Origin of the sequence: Hyphomonas oceanitis SCH89, assembly GCF_000685295.1 — a bacterium.
Lineage (GTDB): Bacteria > Pseudomonadota > Alphaproteobacteria > Caulobacterales > Hyphomonadaceae > Hyphomonas > Hyphomonas oceanitis.
The window spans coordinates 1-16,737 of record NZ_ARYL01000007.1 but is presented as its reverse complement, the minus strand read 5'-3'; the positions used below and the strand labels follow the sequence as shown (position 1 = coordinate 16,737).

At 62.3% G+C, this 16,737-nt stretch carries 14 protein-coding genes; 10 read left to right on the top strand and 4 right to left on the bottom strand.

What is annotated here, in order from left to right; translation table 11 throughout:
- Nucleotides 1-104 precede the first annotated feature (104 nt).
- From HOC_RS06145 to HOC_RS06115, 8 genes are all read left to right on the top strand, one after another.
- Nucleotides 105-1,577, top strand: a complete 1,473-nt coding sequence (locus HOC_RS06145) for an efflux transporter outer membrane subunit (RefSeq protein ID WP_035536780.1) — start codon at nt 105-107, stop codon at nt 1,575-1,577.
- A 6-nt stretch (nt 1,578-1,583) separates the two neighbouring features.
- Entirely contained in the window at nt 1,584-2,849 is a 1,266-nt protein-coding gene (locus HOC_RS06140; RefSeq protein ID WP_035536778.1) for an efflux RND transporter periplasmic adaptor subunit, read from the top strand.
- Complete coding sequence (locus tag HOC_RS22655; RefSeq protein WP_241766921.1) at nt 2,846-4,924, top strand: efflux RND transporter permease subunit; 2,079 nt, start codon at nt 2,846-2,848, stop codon at nt 4,922-4,924. The genes HOC_RS06140 and HOC_RS22655 overlap by 4 nt, the downstream gene beginning before the upstream one ends.
- Nucleotides 4,864-6,060, top strand: coding sequence for an efflux RND transporter permease subunit (locus HOC_RS22650; RefSeq protein ID WP_241766920.1), 1,197 nt, complete (start codon nt 4,864-4,866; stop codon nt 6,058-6,060). The genes HOC_RS22655 and HOC_RS22650 overlap by 61 nt, the downstream gene beginning before the upstream one ends.
- Nucleotides 6,061-6,149: 89 nt before the next feature.
- On the top strand, nt 6,150-8,333 hold the full coding sequence (locus HOC_RS06130; protein WP_035536775.1) for a M13 family metallopeptidase: 2,184 nt from the start codon (nt 6,150-6,152) through the stop codon (nt 8,331-8,333).
- Nucleotides 8,334-8,480: 147 nt separating this feature from the next.
- A complete protein-coding gene (locus tag HOC_RS06125) occupies nt 8,481-8,807 on the top strand; it encodes a hypothetical protein (RefSeq protein ID WP_035536773.1) in 327 nt (108 codons plus the stop codon).
- A gap of 106 nt (nt 8,808-8,913) precedes the next feature.
- Nucleotides 8,914-9,501, top strand: a complete 588-nt coding sequence (locus tag HOC_RS06120) for a glutathione peroxidase (RefSeq protein WP_035536770.1) — start codon at nt 8,914-8,916, stop codon at nt 9,499-9,501.
- Nucleotides 9,502-9,507: 6 nt separating this feature from the next.
- Entirely contained in the window at nt 9,508-10,287 is a 780-nt protein-coding gene (locus HOC_RS06115; RefSeq protein ID WP_051624573.1) for a Stf0 family sulfotransferase, read from the top strand.
- Nucleotides 10,288-10,291: 4 nt separating this feature from the next.
- On the opposite strand, the gene HOC_RS06110 is transcribed toward HOC_RS06115, so the two are convergent.
- Both HOC_RS06110 and HOC_RS06105 read right to left on the bottom strand, forming a co-directional pair.
- Nucleotides 10,292-10,693: a globin gene (locus HOC_RS06110; RefSeq protein WP_035536767.1), complete on the bottom strand. Its 402-nt coding sequence runs from the start codon at nt 10,691-10,693 to the stop codon at nt 10,292-10,294.
- A 147-nt stretch (nt 10,694-10,840) separates the two neighbouring features.
- Nucleotides 10,841-11,179, bottom strand: a complete 339-nt coding sequence (locus tag HOC_RS06105) for a hypothetical protein (protein ID WP_035536765.1) — start codon at nt 11,177-11,179, stop codon at nt 10,841-10,843.
- A 226-nt stretch (nt 11,180-11,405) separates the two neighbouring features.
- On the opposite strand from HOC_RS06105, the gene HOC_RS06100 reads away from it, so the two are divergent.
- Nucleotides 11,406-12,374 carry a lipase family protein gene (locus HOC_RS06100; RefSeq protein ID WP_035536763.1) on the top strand — a complete coding sequence of 323 codons (969 nt, stop codon included), beginning with the start codon at nt 11,406-11,408 and terminating at the stop codon, nt 12,372-12,374.
- Here the strand turns inward: HOC_RS06100 and HOC_RS06095 are convergent.
- Together HOC_RS06095 and HOC_RS06090 are read right to left on the bottom strand one after the other, a co-directional pair.
- Entirely contained in the window at nt 12,353-14,227 is a 1,875-nt protein-coding gene (locus HOC_RS06095; RefSeq protein WP_035536761.1) for a winged helix-turn-helix domain-containing tetratricopeptide repeat protein, read from the bottom strand. The two genes, HOC_RS06100 and HOC_RS06095, sit on opposite strands and share 22 nt — an antisense overlap.
- Before the next feature lie 95 nt (nt 14,228-14,322).
- On the bottom strand, nt 14,323-15,408 hold the full coding sequence (locus tag HOC_RS06090; RefSeq protein WP_035536759.1) for an alpha/beta fold hydrolase: 1,086 nt from the start codon (nt 15,406-15,408) through the stop codon (nt 14,323-14,325).
- 709 nt (nt 15,409-16,117) lie between these two features.
- On the opposite strand from HOC_RS06090, the gene HOC_RS06085 reads away from it, so the two are divergent.
- Nucleotides 16,118-16,663, top strand: a complete 546-nt coding sequence (locus HOC_RS06085; protein ID WP_156950399.1) for a hypothetical protein — start codon at nt 16,118-16,120, stop codon at nt 16,661-16,663.
- Nucleotides 16,664-16,737: the final 74 nt, after the last annotated feature.

Here is a 16,737-nt window from a genome sequence, read left to right as displayed (position 1 = left end):
ATGACACCTCTGCAACAATTATTGAATTTCGATAATTTATCGTTGACAGTCGACTAGGCCCGGACTATCCGGTAGCCCAAAGAGTCGGGAGCCTCACAAGCGGCATGAAACGGTCTATTCTTCTTATCAGCACGGCAATTGTTGCAGCCTGCACCTCTTCTCCGGCGTCAGTTGGTCGCCTGGCGGGGCAACCTGTGGAATTTTTTGCCGAAACGGTCGACGCGCCGTCCGAATGGGCTGCGCGCGGCGTGGCAGGCGTTGCACCGCAGGGTGACTGGCTCAGCCAGTTCAACGACCCATTGATGGTTGGCCTCGTCAATGAAGCCCTCACCAACAGCCCGACACTGGAATCCCGCGCTGCCCTCGTGCGCGCTTCCGAAGCCGCCACCCGCATTGCGCGCTCACAGCGCCGCCCGAGCGTCAGCGGCTCTGTCTCCGCCGGCGTCAACTCCACCTCGACCACGTTTGGCGGCACGACCGACCGGAACACTGACGGCGTCTATGGCGTCGGCCTCGATGCCAGCTGGGAACTCGACCTCTGGAACCGGCTCGGCTCCGGCATAGGCGCCGCCGAGGCAGACCTTGCCGCCAGCCAGGCCGACTATGACGCCGCCGAACTGTCTCTCGCCGCGCAGACCTCAATTGCGTGGATCAACCTGAACGCTGCCCTCGCGCAGGAACGCGTCGCCGCCAAGACCGTTGAGGCACGCGACCGCGTCCGCACGTTGACCGAACGCCGCTTCCAGCGCGGCCTTGCCGACGCGCTGGACGTGCGCACCGCGCGCAGCACGCTCGCTCAGGCCGAAGCCTCCATGGCCGCCCAGCGCCAGTTCACCGGCGAAGCGGCCCGCCGCCTCGAAACCCTTGTCGGTCGCTATCCAAATGCCGAATTGCAGGCGCCCGCTGAAATCCCGACGCTCGGCTCGATCGTGCCTGAAGGCAACCCTGCCCTGCTCCTGTCGCGCCGTCCGGACATTGCCGGCGCCGAAGCGCGCGTCGTCGGCGCTGGCCTGCGCGCAGAGCAGGCCCGCCTCGCCATGCTGCCCTCGCTGCGCCTCACCGCATCGGTCGGCACAAATACGACTGACTTCGCCGATGCCTTCGATCCTGAACGCATCGCCGCCAATCTGATCGCCAGCCTGGTCCAGCCGCTCTTCACGGGTGGCCAGCTCGATGCCCAGCGCGACGCTGCCGTTGCGCAGGCCGAAGCCGCCGTCGCCAATTATGCGTCCACCGCCCTCGACGCCTGGCGCGAGGTCGAAAACGCCCTCGCCGCCGACACTTATCTCGCGGAACAGGAAGACGCGCAGGCCCGTGCCCTCGAAGAGGCCCGCCTCGCCGAGGACCTTGCAGAGCGCCAGTACACCAGCGGCACGATCACCATCTTCAACCTGATCGACGCGCAAACGCGCCGCCTGACAGCTGAAAGCCAGCTCGTGACGGCCCGCGCCAGCCGTGCGACCAACCGCATTTCCTATCATCTCGCCCTTGGCGGCGGCCTCCCGACCGGGACCGCCTCTGCACAATCTGCTAAAAGCAATTCTGACACGGACGCCGCAAGAAGCGGCAGGAGCTAATCTTTCATGGGCCGCCTTGTATCCATTCTCGCCCCCCTGGGCATCATTCTTGTCGTCGGCATCGGCGGCAGCTTCGTCCTGCACGCCATCAAGCCTGAGCCTGAAAAGGCCGACGAGGCGCGTGCCGGGCTGAACGTGTTCGCCGAGCCCGTGCGCCGCGGTGATCTGCACCTGACCGTCGAGGCCCAGGGCGAAGTGCGTCCGCGCCGCGAGATCGTTGTTTCGCCGCAGATCACGGGCCGCGTCGCCTATGTCTCGCCGGACTTCATCGATGGCGGCTTCATCAAGAAGGGCCAGCTCCTCGTTCGCGTCGAGGCGGCCGATTATGAACTCGGCGTCGTCAGTGCGCGCTCCGGTGTCGCCAGCGCTGAACAGGCGCTCGCCCGCGAGATCGCGGAAGCCGAACTTGCCCAGCAGGACATCAAGGATCTCGGCCTCGACAATGCTTCCCCGCTTGCCCGCCGCGAACCGCAGCTGGCGCAGGCCCGCGCCGCCCTCGATGGGGCCAAGGCCCAGCTGAAGGATGCTGAACTCGCCCTCGACCGGACCGCAGTCTACGCGCCCTTCGATGGCCGCGTGCGTGAGCGCAATGTCGATATCGGCCAGGTGGCCGCCGCCGGCTCGACGCTCGGCCGCATCTTCGCCAATGACGTGGTCGAAGTGTCCCTCCCGCTCGATGATGGCGAGATGGGCCGGCTTGGCCTACCCCTCGCCTTTGCCGCCACGAAAGATCAGCCCGGCCCGAAAGTCACCTTCACCGCCAATGTTGCCGGCAAGCCGCGCACATGGATCGGCGAAGTTGTCCGCACCGCCGCCGCCGTCAACTCGATGACCCGCCAGATCAACGTGATCGCCGAGCTGAAGGATCCCTATGGCGCTGGCGCCGACGGTGACGCGCCAATGGCGCCGGGCCTCTTCGTCAATGCCACGATCGAAGGCGCAACAATTCCCGACGTGCTGATCGCCCCGCGCGGCGCCCTGCGCGGCGAAGACCAGCTTTTCATCGGCGATGCCAAGCATGGCAAGCTTTCGATCCGCACGGTCGACCTCGTCTTTTCAGATACCGATGGCGCCTACATCCGCTCCGGTGTCAACGCGGGCGAACTGGCCATTGTCAGCCCCGTCCAGGCGGCGTTTGACGGCATGAGCATCACCGTGATGGAGCGTCTCGAGGACGGCACGGTCAAGGTTTACGAGCCTGAAGAAGATGGCAAAGCCGCAACGGCGGCTGCCACGACGGCCACGCAGGGAGCAGAGGGAACTCCGCAATGAACGGTATTGTCTCCTGGTTCGCCCGCAACGCGGTTGCCGCGAACCTCCTGATGATTGTAGCCTTTGTCGGCGGCATTTTTGGTTACACCCGGATGGAACAGGAAATGTTCCCGGTCGTGAACGTTACCGGCGCGTCGGTCATCGTCGCCTGGAACGGCGCCTCGCCGCAGGACATCGAAGACCAGATCGTCACCCGTATCGAGGAGGCTGTTGCCGACCTCAACGGCCTTGACCGTATCACCTCGATTGCCAGCGAAGGCTCCGGTGTGGTCAACATCAAGGGCCGCGACGATGTCGACATGGACATCTTCCTCAAGGACGTCGAGCGCCGGGTCAACCAGATCAACAACCTGCCCCAGGCCGCCTTCCAGCCACAGATCCAGCGCTGGGAACAGCGCGACCAGTACATGGGCTTTGCCATCCACGGAAATGTTGACAGCCGCACGCTGAAACGCGTTGCCGACAAGGTGCGCGACGAACTTGCCAAGCTGCCTGGCGGCGAACTGGCCGAACTCAACGGCACACTGGATGAGCAGGTCAGTATCGAAGTCTCCGAACAGGCCCTCCGCCGCTTCGGCCTCAGCTTCTCCGATGTCGCCAATGCCATCCGTCAGTCTTCGCTGAACTCGTCCGGCGGGCGCATCGAATCCTCTATCGGCGACGTCAACATCACTGCGCGTCAGCTGGCCGACACGGCTGACCAGTTCAACAAGATCATTGTCCGCCAGACAACGTCCGAGGGCACGGTCTATGTCTCCGACATTGCCACCGTCATCGACGGCTTCGTCAGCGACAAGCTGAAGGCAACGTTCGATAATGAACCGACCGCCTTCGTCATGATCCCCTCCCCCGACAAGATGGACATCGTCAAATACACTGACGGCTTCAAGAAGTTCGTCGAGGAAGCCAACGACCATTCCAACGGCATCCTGCCCCAGGCCGTGCGCATCGACACGCTCTGGGACAACTCGGTCGAGTTCAAGGCGCGTATGGACCTGATCACCCAGTCGGCCCTGTCCGGCGCCGTGCTGGTCATGCTCGTACTCATCCTCTTCCTGCGCCCCGTCGTCGCGCTCTGGGTGACCATGGGCATCTTCACCGCCTTTGCCGGCGGCATCATGCTCCTCCCCTACTTTGGCGTCTCGTGGAACATCCTCTCCACCTTCGCGGTGCTCCTCGTAATCGGGGTCATCGTGGATGATGCGATCGTGGTCGGTGAGAACATACACAGGGAAGTCGAGAGCGGTCGGCAGGAGGGCCTCAACGCAGCCATTGTCGGCACCCAGCTGGTGCTCAAACCGATCATCTTCGGCGTCCTGACCACGATAATTGCTTTCCTGCCCTGGGCTTTCATCTCCGGCCCAACGCGCATGTTCACACAGCAGATCACCTTCGTCGTGGTCGCGGCCCTGATCTTCTCGATCATCGAGTGCATGCTGATCCTGCCAGCCCACCTGTCGCACATGAAGAAGCAGGAATTCGATGGCCCGGCCGGCGGCTTCCTCAAGCTCCAGCGTCGCATCGCCGACAGCCTGCTCTGGTTTGCCAACCATCTCTACAAGCCGGTGCTCGAACTGGCCCTGCGCTTCCGCTATGCCACCGTCGCCTTCTTCTTCTGTCTCTTTGGCCTCGCCTTCCAGATGCAGATGACCGGCATCGTGCCCTTCCAGTTCATGCCGGAAATCGAAGCCGACCTCATCCAGGTCAATATCGAGATGCCGGAAGGCACGCCGTATGAGCGCCTGCTCCAGGTGCGCGACCAGCTCCAGGTCGGCATTGACACCCTCACCGAAGAAACCGGCAAGGAATATCCCGAGATCGAAGGCGGTCTGATCACGCAGGCCTCCGTCGTCGCCTCCGGCGCTTTCGTGCGAGCATGGGTCGGCCTCGCCGCGCCCGAGAACCGTCCGGTCACCCTTCGCTCGCGCGATAGCGCTTGCGTGACGCTGTCGGCCCGGTCCAGGATGCCCAGGAAGTCGGTTTCGAATTTACCTTCAACGATGATGACAGCGGGGTGCGTTTCGCCCTCAACCATCCGGATCTTGCCCGCCTGCGCGCCGCGTCTGCTGACGTGAAGGCCCACCTCGCCACCTATTCCAGCGCCTATGATATCGGTGACAACCTCTCCTCCTCCGCCGAGGAGATCCGCATCACGATGAAGCCCGGCGCCGAAACACTCGGTGTCACCCTCGCCAGCGTATCCCAGCAATTGCGCCAGGCCTATTTCGGCGAAGAGGTCCAGCGCCTCCCGCGTGACGGGGAAGACGTGCGTGTCATGGTCCGCCTGCCGATAAGCGCGCGCTCTGATCTCGACAGCCTCAACAATCTCAAGGTGCGCACAGCCGATGGCCGGGAGATCCCTGTCACCCAGGTCGCCGATTTCGAATATGCCCCCGGCATCAACCGCATCGTGCGGCGCAACCGCACCCGCTCGGTCGCCGTCTATGCCGAGGTCAAAGGCGAAGGCGAACGCAGCCGCATCATGGCCGACATGGAAAAGAATTTCTGGCCTGAATTCCAGCAACGCTTCCCCGAAGTCCAGCGCGGCGAGGCTGGCGGCTTCGAGGAAGAGCAGAAATTCTTCAGCGAGATTGGTCGTCTCGTCGTCATGGCCATCGGCGCCATGTATATCCTGCTCGCGGTGGCCTTCCGGTCCTATTCCCAGCCCATCCTCCTGATGATGGCCCTGCCCTTTGCCTATTGCGGCGCCATTTTCGGCCTCGCGATCTTCAATACGCCCATGGCCATGTTCGCTTTCTTCGGCATTGCGGCGGCCGCGGGGGTCGTCATCAACGACAACCTTGTGCTGATTGATTACGTGAACCGGCGGCGCGACGAAGGCGCGGGCGCCATCCAGTCGCTCGTCGACGCAGGCGTCTCCCGCTTCCGTCCGATCCTGCTCACATCCGTCACCACCTTTGTCGGCATCCTGCCGCTGCTGGCGGTGCGCTCGACACAGGCCCAATTCCTCAAGCCGATGATCGTATCGCTCGCCTGCGCTGTGGCCTTCGCCCTCTTTGTCTCGCTGCTGATGGTGCCCGCCATGTATGCCGTGGGTGTCGAAATCGGCCGCATCTTCCGCTGGACATGGGGCGGCAAACCCTTCCGCCAGATCGGCGAAACCTATTCCGGCGAAGTAACCATCGACGAAGACGAACTCATCGGCACCAGCAGGGATGATGCAGTCGGCCCCCTTGCCCCCGCCGAATAATGGCGTGATTTAACCCGGATGCGCCCCTCCCCTCCCGCTTTTTTTTGGCACGGGCTGTGGACGCATCCGATCAATCTGGAGAGACCTTCATGAAACATCTGATGCTGGGCGCCGCCGCGATCGCGCTCCTTACCGCCTGTGGCCAGGCCAAGGACACCGCGCCCGCCGACCCCGTCGCCGCCGAAACGCCTGCCCCCGTCGCCAATGCCGACGGCAAGTATGAAACCGCCGAAGGCCTTGAGCTGACCGTGCCCGACACGTGGGGCAAATGGGGCGTCAATCTCGACAATGTGAAATCCGACGTGAAGCCGGGCAATGACTTCTTCGCCTACGTCAACGGCAAGTGGCTCGACAGTTTCGTCATCCCCGCCGACAAGACGCGCTACGGCTCCTTCACCCTGCTCGGCGAGAAATCCGAACAGCGCGTGCGCAAGATCATTGAGGAACTCGCCGCTGCGCAGCCGGACCCGTCGACGCTCGAAGGCAAGGTCGCGACCATCTATAACGCCTACATGGACACCGACGCCATCGAAGCAAAAGGCCTCGTCACCGCAGAGCCCTACCTCGAACGCATCAAGGCCATCACAACCCGTGAAGACCTGGCCAGGACCTTTGCCGCCAATGGCTTCACCACACCGGTCGCAGGCTGGGTCGATGTCGATTCCAAACAGACCGACCAGTACATCTTCTATGTCACGCAGGCCGGTCTCGGCATGGGCGACCGCGACTATTACCTCGTCGATAATGATCGCAACAAGGAACTGCTCACCGCCTACAAGACCATGCTCTCCACCCTTCTGGCGCGCGCAGGCTATGACGATCCGGATGCGGCCGCCGACAAGGTGATCGCGCTCGAAACCGAGCTGGCAAAAGCCCATTGGGACCGCGCTGCGGGCCGCAACCGCAACCTCACCTACAACAAGATGTCGAAAGAAGACCTCATCAAGCTGGCCGGCAAGTTCCCCGCCGCCACGATGATTGATGGGCTCGGCCTTGGCGACCAGACAGAGTTCGTCGTCCGCCAGGTCACGCCGACAGCCGAAGAGATCAAGGACAACGGCCTTGAGGGCGACGAGCTTGCCAAGGTTTCCGGCGGCGGCATTGCCGGCCTGTTCAAGGTCATGGAAGATGCGCCGCTTGATCAGTGGAAGGCCTATCTCGCCGCCCACCTCCTGATCGACACATCGGATGTCCTGCCAGCCGATATCGACAACACCGTGTTCGATTTCTACGGCAAGACGCTGAACGGTCTCGAAGAACAGCGCGAGCGCTGGAAGCGCGCCGTCGATACGGTCGAGAACTCTGTCGGTGAAGCCGTCGGCAAGGTCTATGCCGAGCGCTACTTCCCGGCCGAGAACAAGGCCGCGATGGACAAGCTCGTCTCCAACCTGCGCGCTGCCCTCTCCCAGAATCTCGAAGGCATCGACTGGATGGGCGCCGAGACAAAGGCCGAGGCCGAAACCAAGCTGACCCAGTTCACGCCCAAGATCGGCTATCCGGAAAAATTCGAGACCTATGACAGCCTTGTCGTCAGCGACGACGCTTTCGCCAACCACATGGCCGTCGGAGCATGGCAGTACCACGACATGATCTCCGATCTCGGCAAGCCGATCGACAAGACGGAATGGGGCATGCTGCCCCAGACGGTGAACGCCTATTATTCGCCGAACCGCAACGAGATCGTCTTTCCGGCCGCCATCCTGCAGCCGCCTTTCTTTAATCTCGCCGCTGACCCGGCCGTAAACTATGGTGCCATCGGCGCCGTGATCGGCCACGAAATGGGTCACGGCTTTGACGACCAGGGTGCCAAGTCGGACGGTACCGGCCTGCTGCGCGACTGGTGGACGGCCGAGGACGAAGCCAATTTCAAGGCCAAGACCCAGGCCCTCGTCGCCCAGTACAATGCGTTCTGCCCTTATGATGACGGCGAGACCTGCGTCAACGGTGCCCTGACGCTCGGCGAGAACATCGGCGACCTTGGCGGCCTCTCAATGGCCTACAAGGCCTATCATCTCAGCCTGAATGGCAAGGAAGACAAGGTGATCGACGGTCTCACCGGCGACCAGCGCTTCTTCATGGCCTATGCCCAGGTCTGGCGTTCCAAGAACCGCGAAGAGGCCCTGCGCCGCCAGATGCTGACCGATCCGCACTCCCCGCCGGAATACCGGGTCAACGGTATCGTCCGCAATTTCGACGCATGGTACGATGCGTTTGATGTTCAGCCAGGTGACGCGCTCTATTTGCCGCCTGAACAGCGCATCCACATCTGGTAACCTTCGTCTCCTGCAGTCCAAACTACAGAAAGCGGTGCCCTAGGGCGCCGCTTTCTTTGCGCTCTGTTAAGAGCTTGGCGCGATAATTGCTGATGAAACAGACCTACGGGTCCGTTTGACCCAGAAATAGACGAGTGAGTATACGCCATGGCCCTGATGACCCGCAAATTCGGTCAAAAGAAATCCGCAGCCGCTGCCCCCAGCAGCCGGATTGCGCAGGCGGTGTCGACCCAGCACGCCACCCCGCGCCCCTTGCGCGGCACGGCCTACCGGGAAGCCTCAGTCGTCTTCGAATCGGGCTATTCGCTCCGCTGCATCGTGCTGGACTACAGCAAGACCGGCGTGCGCCTCCGCTTCCCCACGAACGAAGTCCTGCCGCCGCGCCTCATCGTCAAAGCGGCCGCCGTGGGTGTCTCCGGCCCGGCGCGTGTCATCTGGCAGCACAATTCCGAAGTCGGCCTCGAACTGATCTGACCTGATCGGCGCCATTTCCGCCCTCACACGAAAAAATGTTCGCTCGCGGGGGTGACGCCGCCCCCAGTCCGTCTACTTGTATGCGAACAGATTCAAGGAGCCGCCCATGTCCGTCCTGCGCCCTGCCCTACCGCTCGCCCTTGCCGCCCTGCTCGTCTCAGCCGCCTCGGCCGAGCCCATGGCCGCACAAGACCATTCCACCCACCAGATGGAGCCCGCCATGACCGCCACCGAATTCACCTCCATCGACGGCAAGCCGCTCGACCTCGCCACCCTCGGCGCCAAGGCCGTCCTCGTCGTCAACACGGCCTCGAAGTGTGGCTACACACCCCAATATGCCGGTCTCGAAGAGCTTTATGAGGCCTACAAGGACAAGGGCCTCGTCATCGTCGGCGTGCCCTCGAACGATTTCGGCGGCCAGGAGCCCGGCACCGAAGCCGAGGTGAAAACCTTCTGCCAGATCAATTACGGCGTCACCTTCCCGCTGACCAGGAAATACAAGGTCACCGGCGCCGAGGAACACCCCTTCTATGTCCACGCGGTCGAAACGCTCGGTGACGCGGCTCAGCCCAAGTGGAACTTCCACAAAGTGCTGACCAATGCCTCCGGCACGCCGATCAAGGCCTACCCCTCCGCCACCAAGCCCGCCGACGCCGAACTCGTCGCCGATATTGAAGCCGCCCTCAAGGGGTAGCGAGGTATGACGGATACGCCCTCCCCGACTCCGTCCGCATCCCCGCCTTCCTGGATCCTCTGCGCCACGCCCCGTACAGGCAGCACGCTCCTGTGCAGCCTGCTCGAGTCCACGGGCGTCGCCGGCCATCCGCAATCCTGGTTCCGCAGGCAAGACATGGGCCGCATGGCACATGAATGGGGCGTCACGCCGTCTCCTGACGCGCAAGTGCCCTTCGCCGCCTATCTCGAAGCGGCCAACCGTGCAGGGCGCACTGCCAATCGCGTCTTCGCCGCCCGCATCATGTGGGGCACGATGGACGAACTCACGGCGAATCTCGCCGAGGTCTATCCCGAATACGCCGACCATACCGCCGCCTTGCTCGACCGCAGCTTCGGCCCGGTCCGTTTCATCCATCTCCAGCGCGAGGATGTCGTGGCCCAGGCCGTCTCCTGGATGCGCGCCGAACAGACGCAGCTCTGGCATTACCGGCGCGGCGAACCCGTGCCGCTGCGTGCCACGCCGCGCTATCATTTCGGCAAGCTGAAGGATTTCGTCCGCACCATTGATGCCCACAATGCCGCGTGGGACGCCTGGTTCGCCAAGGCTGGCATCACACCGCTCCGTGTCATCTACGAAACGCTCGACGAAGATCCGGCGGGCACAGCGGCCGATCTCCTCGCCGCCCTCGGCATAACCCTGCCGCCCGGCCAGAGCCTCGAGTCCCCCACACTCCGTCAGGCCGATGCGCTCAACCGCGAATGGGTCGCCCGCTTCCATTCCGACGCCGCCGCGCGCACCGGCTAGGCCCTCAGGCCTCCGCGCCAATCGCCGCCAGCTCAGCCAGCAGCGCGGTCCATTCCGCATCCACTTGCCCCGTCCAGTCATCCGCCATGATCTCGCGGAAAACGTCGCGCATTGCCACGAACATCAGGTCCACCTCGGCGGGCGTCAATCCGTACCCGTCATGGATCATCCGCGCCGCCTCGATCAGCAGGCGCGGCGTCTCGCTCTGCCCCTCGGCCACACCGATCATGCAATTGAGGCTCGTCTCCAGCATGCTGCCGCGCACGCCCCCATCCGTATCCATCACGAACAGCGGCTCGAATCTCGCGTCCAGCGCATAGAGCCGCGCAAAAATCCGCCCTTTCGGATCCGCGCACCGCTCCGAAACCGTCTCAAGCGTGGACGTGATAATGGCGGCGTTGATCATGCAGCATCTCCTGCGCGGTCGTCGCCGCAGCCACAGGCAGCTTAAACTAGGCGCGTGCCTGTGTCTTCACAACAGAACAAGCAGAAACGAGGGCGTCCATGCGGACGCCCCACCTCTAATATGAGGGCAGGCATATAGGCCTGACGCCTATTTCAGGCTTGCCATGACGCTCCCGGCCTGCGGGTCGGTGCGGACGCTGTGCAGGCTTATCAGGCGCGGATTCTTCGTGGCGGCCACCGCATTGGACAGGAGTTCAGCCTGGCAGGCGCGCTCATATTTCGCCTTTACACCCAGGTCGACCACACTGCGCTTGCCCACCCGGCAGGCCTTGCGGGCCTGGCGCTCAAAAGAAGTGTAGGTCGCTTCCGGAGAGAGGTCCGGATTGTAGGTGAATGCGGCTTCGAAACTTGGGTCGGCGCTGGCGGCGCCAGCCGTGACGAAGCCAAGCGCAGCTGCGGCGAGGATTGCTTTGAACGTGGTGGACATTGGGTTTCTCCTTCGGGATCTGCATGTCTCTGATGCAGCGCTCCGGCTGCCTCATCATTCATCACGGCATGGGCCGCGTGATCCCGATGGACGCCCGATTTCGATCTGAGGAATTTCTGAGGGAGCCTGTTTCGAGCAGGATGTATCCGTCCGCTGATCAGGTTTGACTTGCCATCCGGACGGGCGACGCCGATGATCCCGTCACAGAACGCAGCGGAGGCAGGCCATGGCCGTCTATAATCTGGAAACGGCACAGACCCAGTTGACCCTCGCAGCGATTGCGAATGCCGCTGTCGGACAAAAGATGAGCGTGGTGAAACCCGCCATCGAGGCCGAGCTTGCCAAGACAGCCTATGCCACGCGGGGCGAATGGTCGCTTGTCTGGGGGCCGGTGGTCGGCACCGTCGACCAGAACATGCTCTACGTGGCGCGCCAAAAGGCTACCGGTTTTCTGTCTGTCGTCCTGCGCGGCACGATCTATACGGTCGACAGTTTCTGGGAGGATGTTCCCAAGAGCCAGTCGCCCTGCCCCTACACCCAAGGAGCCGAGACGGCCGTGTCGTCCGACTTCCTCGAAGCGGTCAACGGAATGCTGGGCGTTGCCGACGATATTTCCGGCCTCACCCTGCCAGCCTTTCTGAGCGCTGCAGCCAGCGCGGCACACGGCTTCAACCTGTTCGTCACCGGGCACAGCCAGGGCGCGGCCCTCGTTCAGATTCTCTATGCCTGGGCCCTGCAGCAGGCGCCGACATGGTCCAATTCCGGCGGGACCAGCATAATCGCCTATGCGTCAGCGCCGCCCTCGCCAGGTGACCCTGCCTTTGCCGCCTGGATCGCAGCAACCGGCGCGTCATTCCAGATCATCAATCCGCTCGATACCATTCCCTATTGGTATGGCCGGATAGACCAGTTGATCCCCGACAAGGTCCCCGAGGCGCTGCCCGACACGATCGAAGGCGCTCTTATCCGCGATGGGACACGGCTCTGGGCTGACCAGGCCCGGGCCGCCGGCGCGTGGCAACAGGCCGAAACGCTCGTGCGCCTTGGATCAGTCCAGCTTCCGCCAACCATTGGCTTTGTCGATCAGGCCAAAAATCAGCACACACACAATTCATATCTTTATCTCATGGGTGCGCCGCAAACCGATATCGGTCCTGCCTCTTTGCTGCCGGCCTACGGCTCGCCGACCGGCTGACCGCATGTAAACCGCCCGTCGGTTCCGTCAGTGCCAGGCAATGGTGCGCAGCCCGCCGGCCAGCCGAACTCGCGCCACACCGCTGCCAGCCCGCGCGATTCTGCAAAGGCCGGAAAGCCTGTATGGCTGCGGAACGCGCGCGCCCAGCTGTAATCCCCCCACATGGCAACAGACGCGACGCTCTTGATGGCATAGGCATCGCCCCACTGGGCCATCAGTTCCTCCACCATGCCGAGATTGGCAACCGCGGTGAAAGTCGAGGCCGAGGGCTCATAATCCTTTGCGCCCATCTGCATCGACAGCACCTGCCGCATCATGTCGCCATCAGGCCGGCTGTCATGAAAAACGGCGCGGGCGAACATTTCCCAGATCGGACGGCCCTGCGTACCGCCCTCCATTTGCGCGCCGATCTCGTCGAACAGCGTCAGGTGCTGGCGCTCGGCCTCGTCGCGGTCACCTTGCGCAAAGGCGTTCCAGGCAAGCACTTCCCGCGCCAGTCGATCACCCAGCTTGATGGCATGCCGGGCATGGCGTTCCGCCACCTCGTATTGCCGCATGTTCTGGCGCACCAGCGCCAGCGTATGCCACGCGAACGCGTCCAGAGGATCAAGCTCAAGCGCGCCCTCGAGCAGCCGTGCCGCCTCTTCATGATAGCCGAAGCAGGCGGCATAATGGCCGACGCTGAACATGATGCCGGAATTCTGCGGCGCAAGCTGCAGGGCCGTCTTGGCCATCCGGAACGCCGTCAGCGCTTCGCCCTCGAAATAGCGGATATTTGCTGACCAGATGATTGTTTCGGGCGCGGAGGGGGCAATGTCCATCGCCCGCTCAACCGCCGCCCTGGAGGCTTCAAACATGGATTTCAGCGTTCGGTCCCGGTGATAGGCCGAGGCAAAATTGTTCAGGGTGGCAATCTCGATCCAGGCCCCCACGAAGTCAGGGTCAATCTCGACCGCCTCTCTCAGCATCGCTTCGGCGCGAGCGAATGTCGCTTCATCCTGATTGAGGCGATAGCTCGCCCGGGCCCGCAACAGCAGGTCATAAGCCTCGAAACTGATTGTCAGGCGCGGCGCCAGACGGCCCTGATCAGACGGATGCAGCAGCATGTTGAACTCGCGCGCCACGACTTGGGCAATCCGGTCCTGAAGATCGAAAATATCCGTCAGCTGCGCGTCAAAGGTTTCCGACCATTGATGAAACCCGTCTGCTGAACGTATCAGCTGCGTCGTTACCCGAACCCGCGTGCCGTGTTTGCGCACAGAGCCTTCAAGCACGAATTCGACATTCAGCGCCGCCCCGATGGCGCGTATGTCCCGCGTCTGTTCCCTGAAAGCGAACGAGGACGTTCGCCCGGCCACTTTCAGGCCCTCGACATGCACCAGCGCATTGATGATTTCCTCGCCGACCCCGTCGGCGAAATAGGCCTGGTCGCCCGTATCGCTCAGATCGGCAAAGGCCAGGACCGCAACCGACGGCGCCGCCGCTGGCGCATCCTTTCCGGGTGCAGGCCCGTCGGGCACGACACGCCCTTCAAGGCGGTAGCCCAGCGTTGGAACAGTCACCACAGCGACGTCCTTTTCGCAGACAGCCAGCAGGGCCTTGCGCAGCAGCGACACAGCACGCGTCAGCACTTCCTCGCCGCTTGGGCTGCCCGGCCAGACTCGCTCGAACAGTTCATCGCGCCGCCACAGCCCGCCCGGCCGCTCGGCCAGCGCCAACAGCACGGCCATCACCTTGGGCTCAAGCACCGTCTGCCCGCGCGGGGACGTCAGCCGCAACGCGCGCGGCTCGACCTTCGCGTCATGCAACTGGAAATCATTGAGCGTAAGGAAAGAGTCGAACACGCCTGCCATTTCGCTTCGCCTCCCCCCTATTCCGGTCGCTCCCGTCCTTTATGCGGCCACTCCCTGCGCAGCGATAGCCCCCCGACCGCCCCGCCTGATCACCCTTACGGATTATCGGCCAGGAATGTCTCCAGCTCATCCTTCCAGAACATCGGCCAGGTATGCGTGCCGTGGCCGCGTGTCTCCTCGCTCGCCGGCACCAGCACGAAGCGCGCATTGGGCATCTCCGCCGCCTTCGCTTCCGGGTCGCCAAGGCCCGGCGGGTTGATGAAATCATCCGCCGAATTGATCCACAGCACCGGCACAGTGATCTCGGAAAGGCGCGGCGCCGGATTGTAATTCCGCGACGCGTCGAACTGGTAGATCGTATCGTTCGGGTCTGCCGGGTGGGCCGTAAACCGCTCCAGCGCGGCGTGCAGCTGGTCCACCGCCGCCTCCCGCGTCGGCGCCTCGGCCTGCATCCGGTAGGGGTTCGATCCGGCAAGGATCAGCGCATTGGCCCAGATGGCTACGCCCCGCTTCAGGTCGCCCGCCTCGGCATAGTTCCCGCCCGCATAGGCCGGGTCCTGCTCGAAGCCATCAATGATCATCTGGCGGAACATGCGGTTGCGCCCGGCAATCTCGATCACATTGCAGGCCAGCGGCACCAGCCGCCGTGCAAAGCCGGGGTGCTCCTCGCCCCACACAAAGCCCTGCATGCAGCCCATCGACGTGCCGACAATCATCTCCAGCCCCTGCACATCCATGCCCTCGGTCAGCATCCGGTACTCGGCCTCAACCATGTCGTCATAGTCATAGCGCGGGAACGCCGCGCGCAGCCCGTCGCTCGGCTTGGAACTGTCGCCATGGCCCAGATTGTCGGGCGAGATCACGTAATAGCGCGCAAGGTCCAGCGGCTGGCCCGGCCCGAACAATTCATCCCCGAACGAGGGCCGCAGCAGCGACAGCCCGCTGCCACCCGTCCCGTGCAGCAGCATCACGGCATTGGTGATATGCCCGTCCGCGTCCCGCTGCGGCGTGCCCAGCGTATAATAGCTCATGGTGACCGACGGCAGCGTCTCGCCCGCGCCGAAGCTGAAATCGGCCAGCTCCACCGAATGCTTCTCCGCCCGCGCCTGCCAATCCTCAGCCCCCGCCTGCCCCGCGCCGAACAAGGCTGCAATCAGCGTAAGCGCGCCCAAAATCCGCATGACGGGTTTCCCTTTTATCTGCTGCGATATGCAGCCAAAGGTAACCCGCTCGCGAGGGATGGCAACAGGGGGCGGGCGGGCCATCTTGATGGCACCATAAATCGCGAGATTGTCATGAATGCGCCGCTATGTGCTGCCTAGACCCGCAGGCGTTCATAGGTGTCAAAAAGAGACAGGCTTGAGGACTCGACTCTGAAAGCGAATATCCTCAGTATTCGTCGTGATTGTGCTGATTCGGGTTTGTGGTGAACCCGAATCAGCAATCGGCAAAACCTGAGGGGCCGTGCCGATCTGCGCTATCAATCACGCGATTCTTTTGAATCGTAAATGCGCTCCGCAGTCAACGGCCCCTCGCTTTAAAGTGAAAGGGCCTAACCATGGCCAAAACTCCACCACGTAAATCTCGCCTTGCAGGGCGCGATGCCGGAACTGGGCAGTTCGTTCCTGTCGATAAGGCACGCAAGGACAAAGGGGGCTCAGTAGTCGAGCGCCTGCCACTTCCGGGTTTTGGACTCGGAGACAAGTAGCGAAACTTGCACTTCTTTCTGAGCGGGCGCGGGCTTTGGCTCGCGCCCTTTTTCCAACCATTTGTAGGGCTTCAGGTTTCTATTTGAGGCACCTTGAGTTTGGTTCAATTCTTCATCTGTGGTGAAATGGGATTATGCCTAGAAGTTATAATGCGGAACCAGCCACTTTGCAGTCATATGAGATGACTGACGATTTATATTTAGCGATCGGCAAGATCGTACGCGCGGTCGCAGAAATCGATGACATCCTAACTCTGGCAATTTCGCAATTGATTACTGTTTCGGAAAGCAAGACCGCAGTGCTCTTGGGTCGAATGCAGATAAGTCGAAAAATTGCCGTAGCCCGGATGCTGGCAAAGATGCACGATCCTGACGTATCGGAAATTTTTACCAAGGTATTTGAACAACCTTTCAGTGATATCATAGACTTAAGAAATGCGTTGGCTCACGGAACGCTCCTTGGTGTGACTGAAGGAGGTGATCTGTACTTTGAATCTCCGGAAATAGAGCGAACTGAGGGCGAGGCAGTAGTGGCTCGCGCAAGAGGTTGGCCAATCTCAAGCATACTGGGGTGGGCCTCACAAATGGACGCTTACATTCAATTTTTTGAGACCGGTCTTCAGGTCCAAGAATTACGCCAAGGTCCCTCCAGACGTGAGATGCAAGGCCATCCGAAAGGTCGCAAGAAATCCAATACTCAGAAGCATTCAGGCAACCCGGAAGGATAAAATTCTGATTTGTCTTGAGTGGTGCAACGCTTGTCAGCCCCTCATAAAAATGTATGGTCCGCCCCGTCATTGCA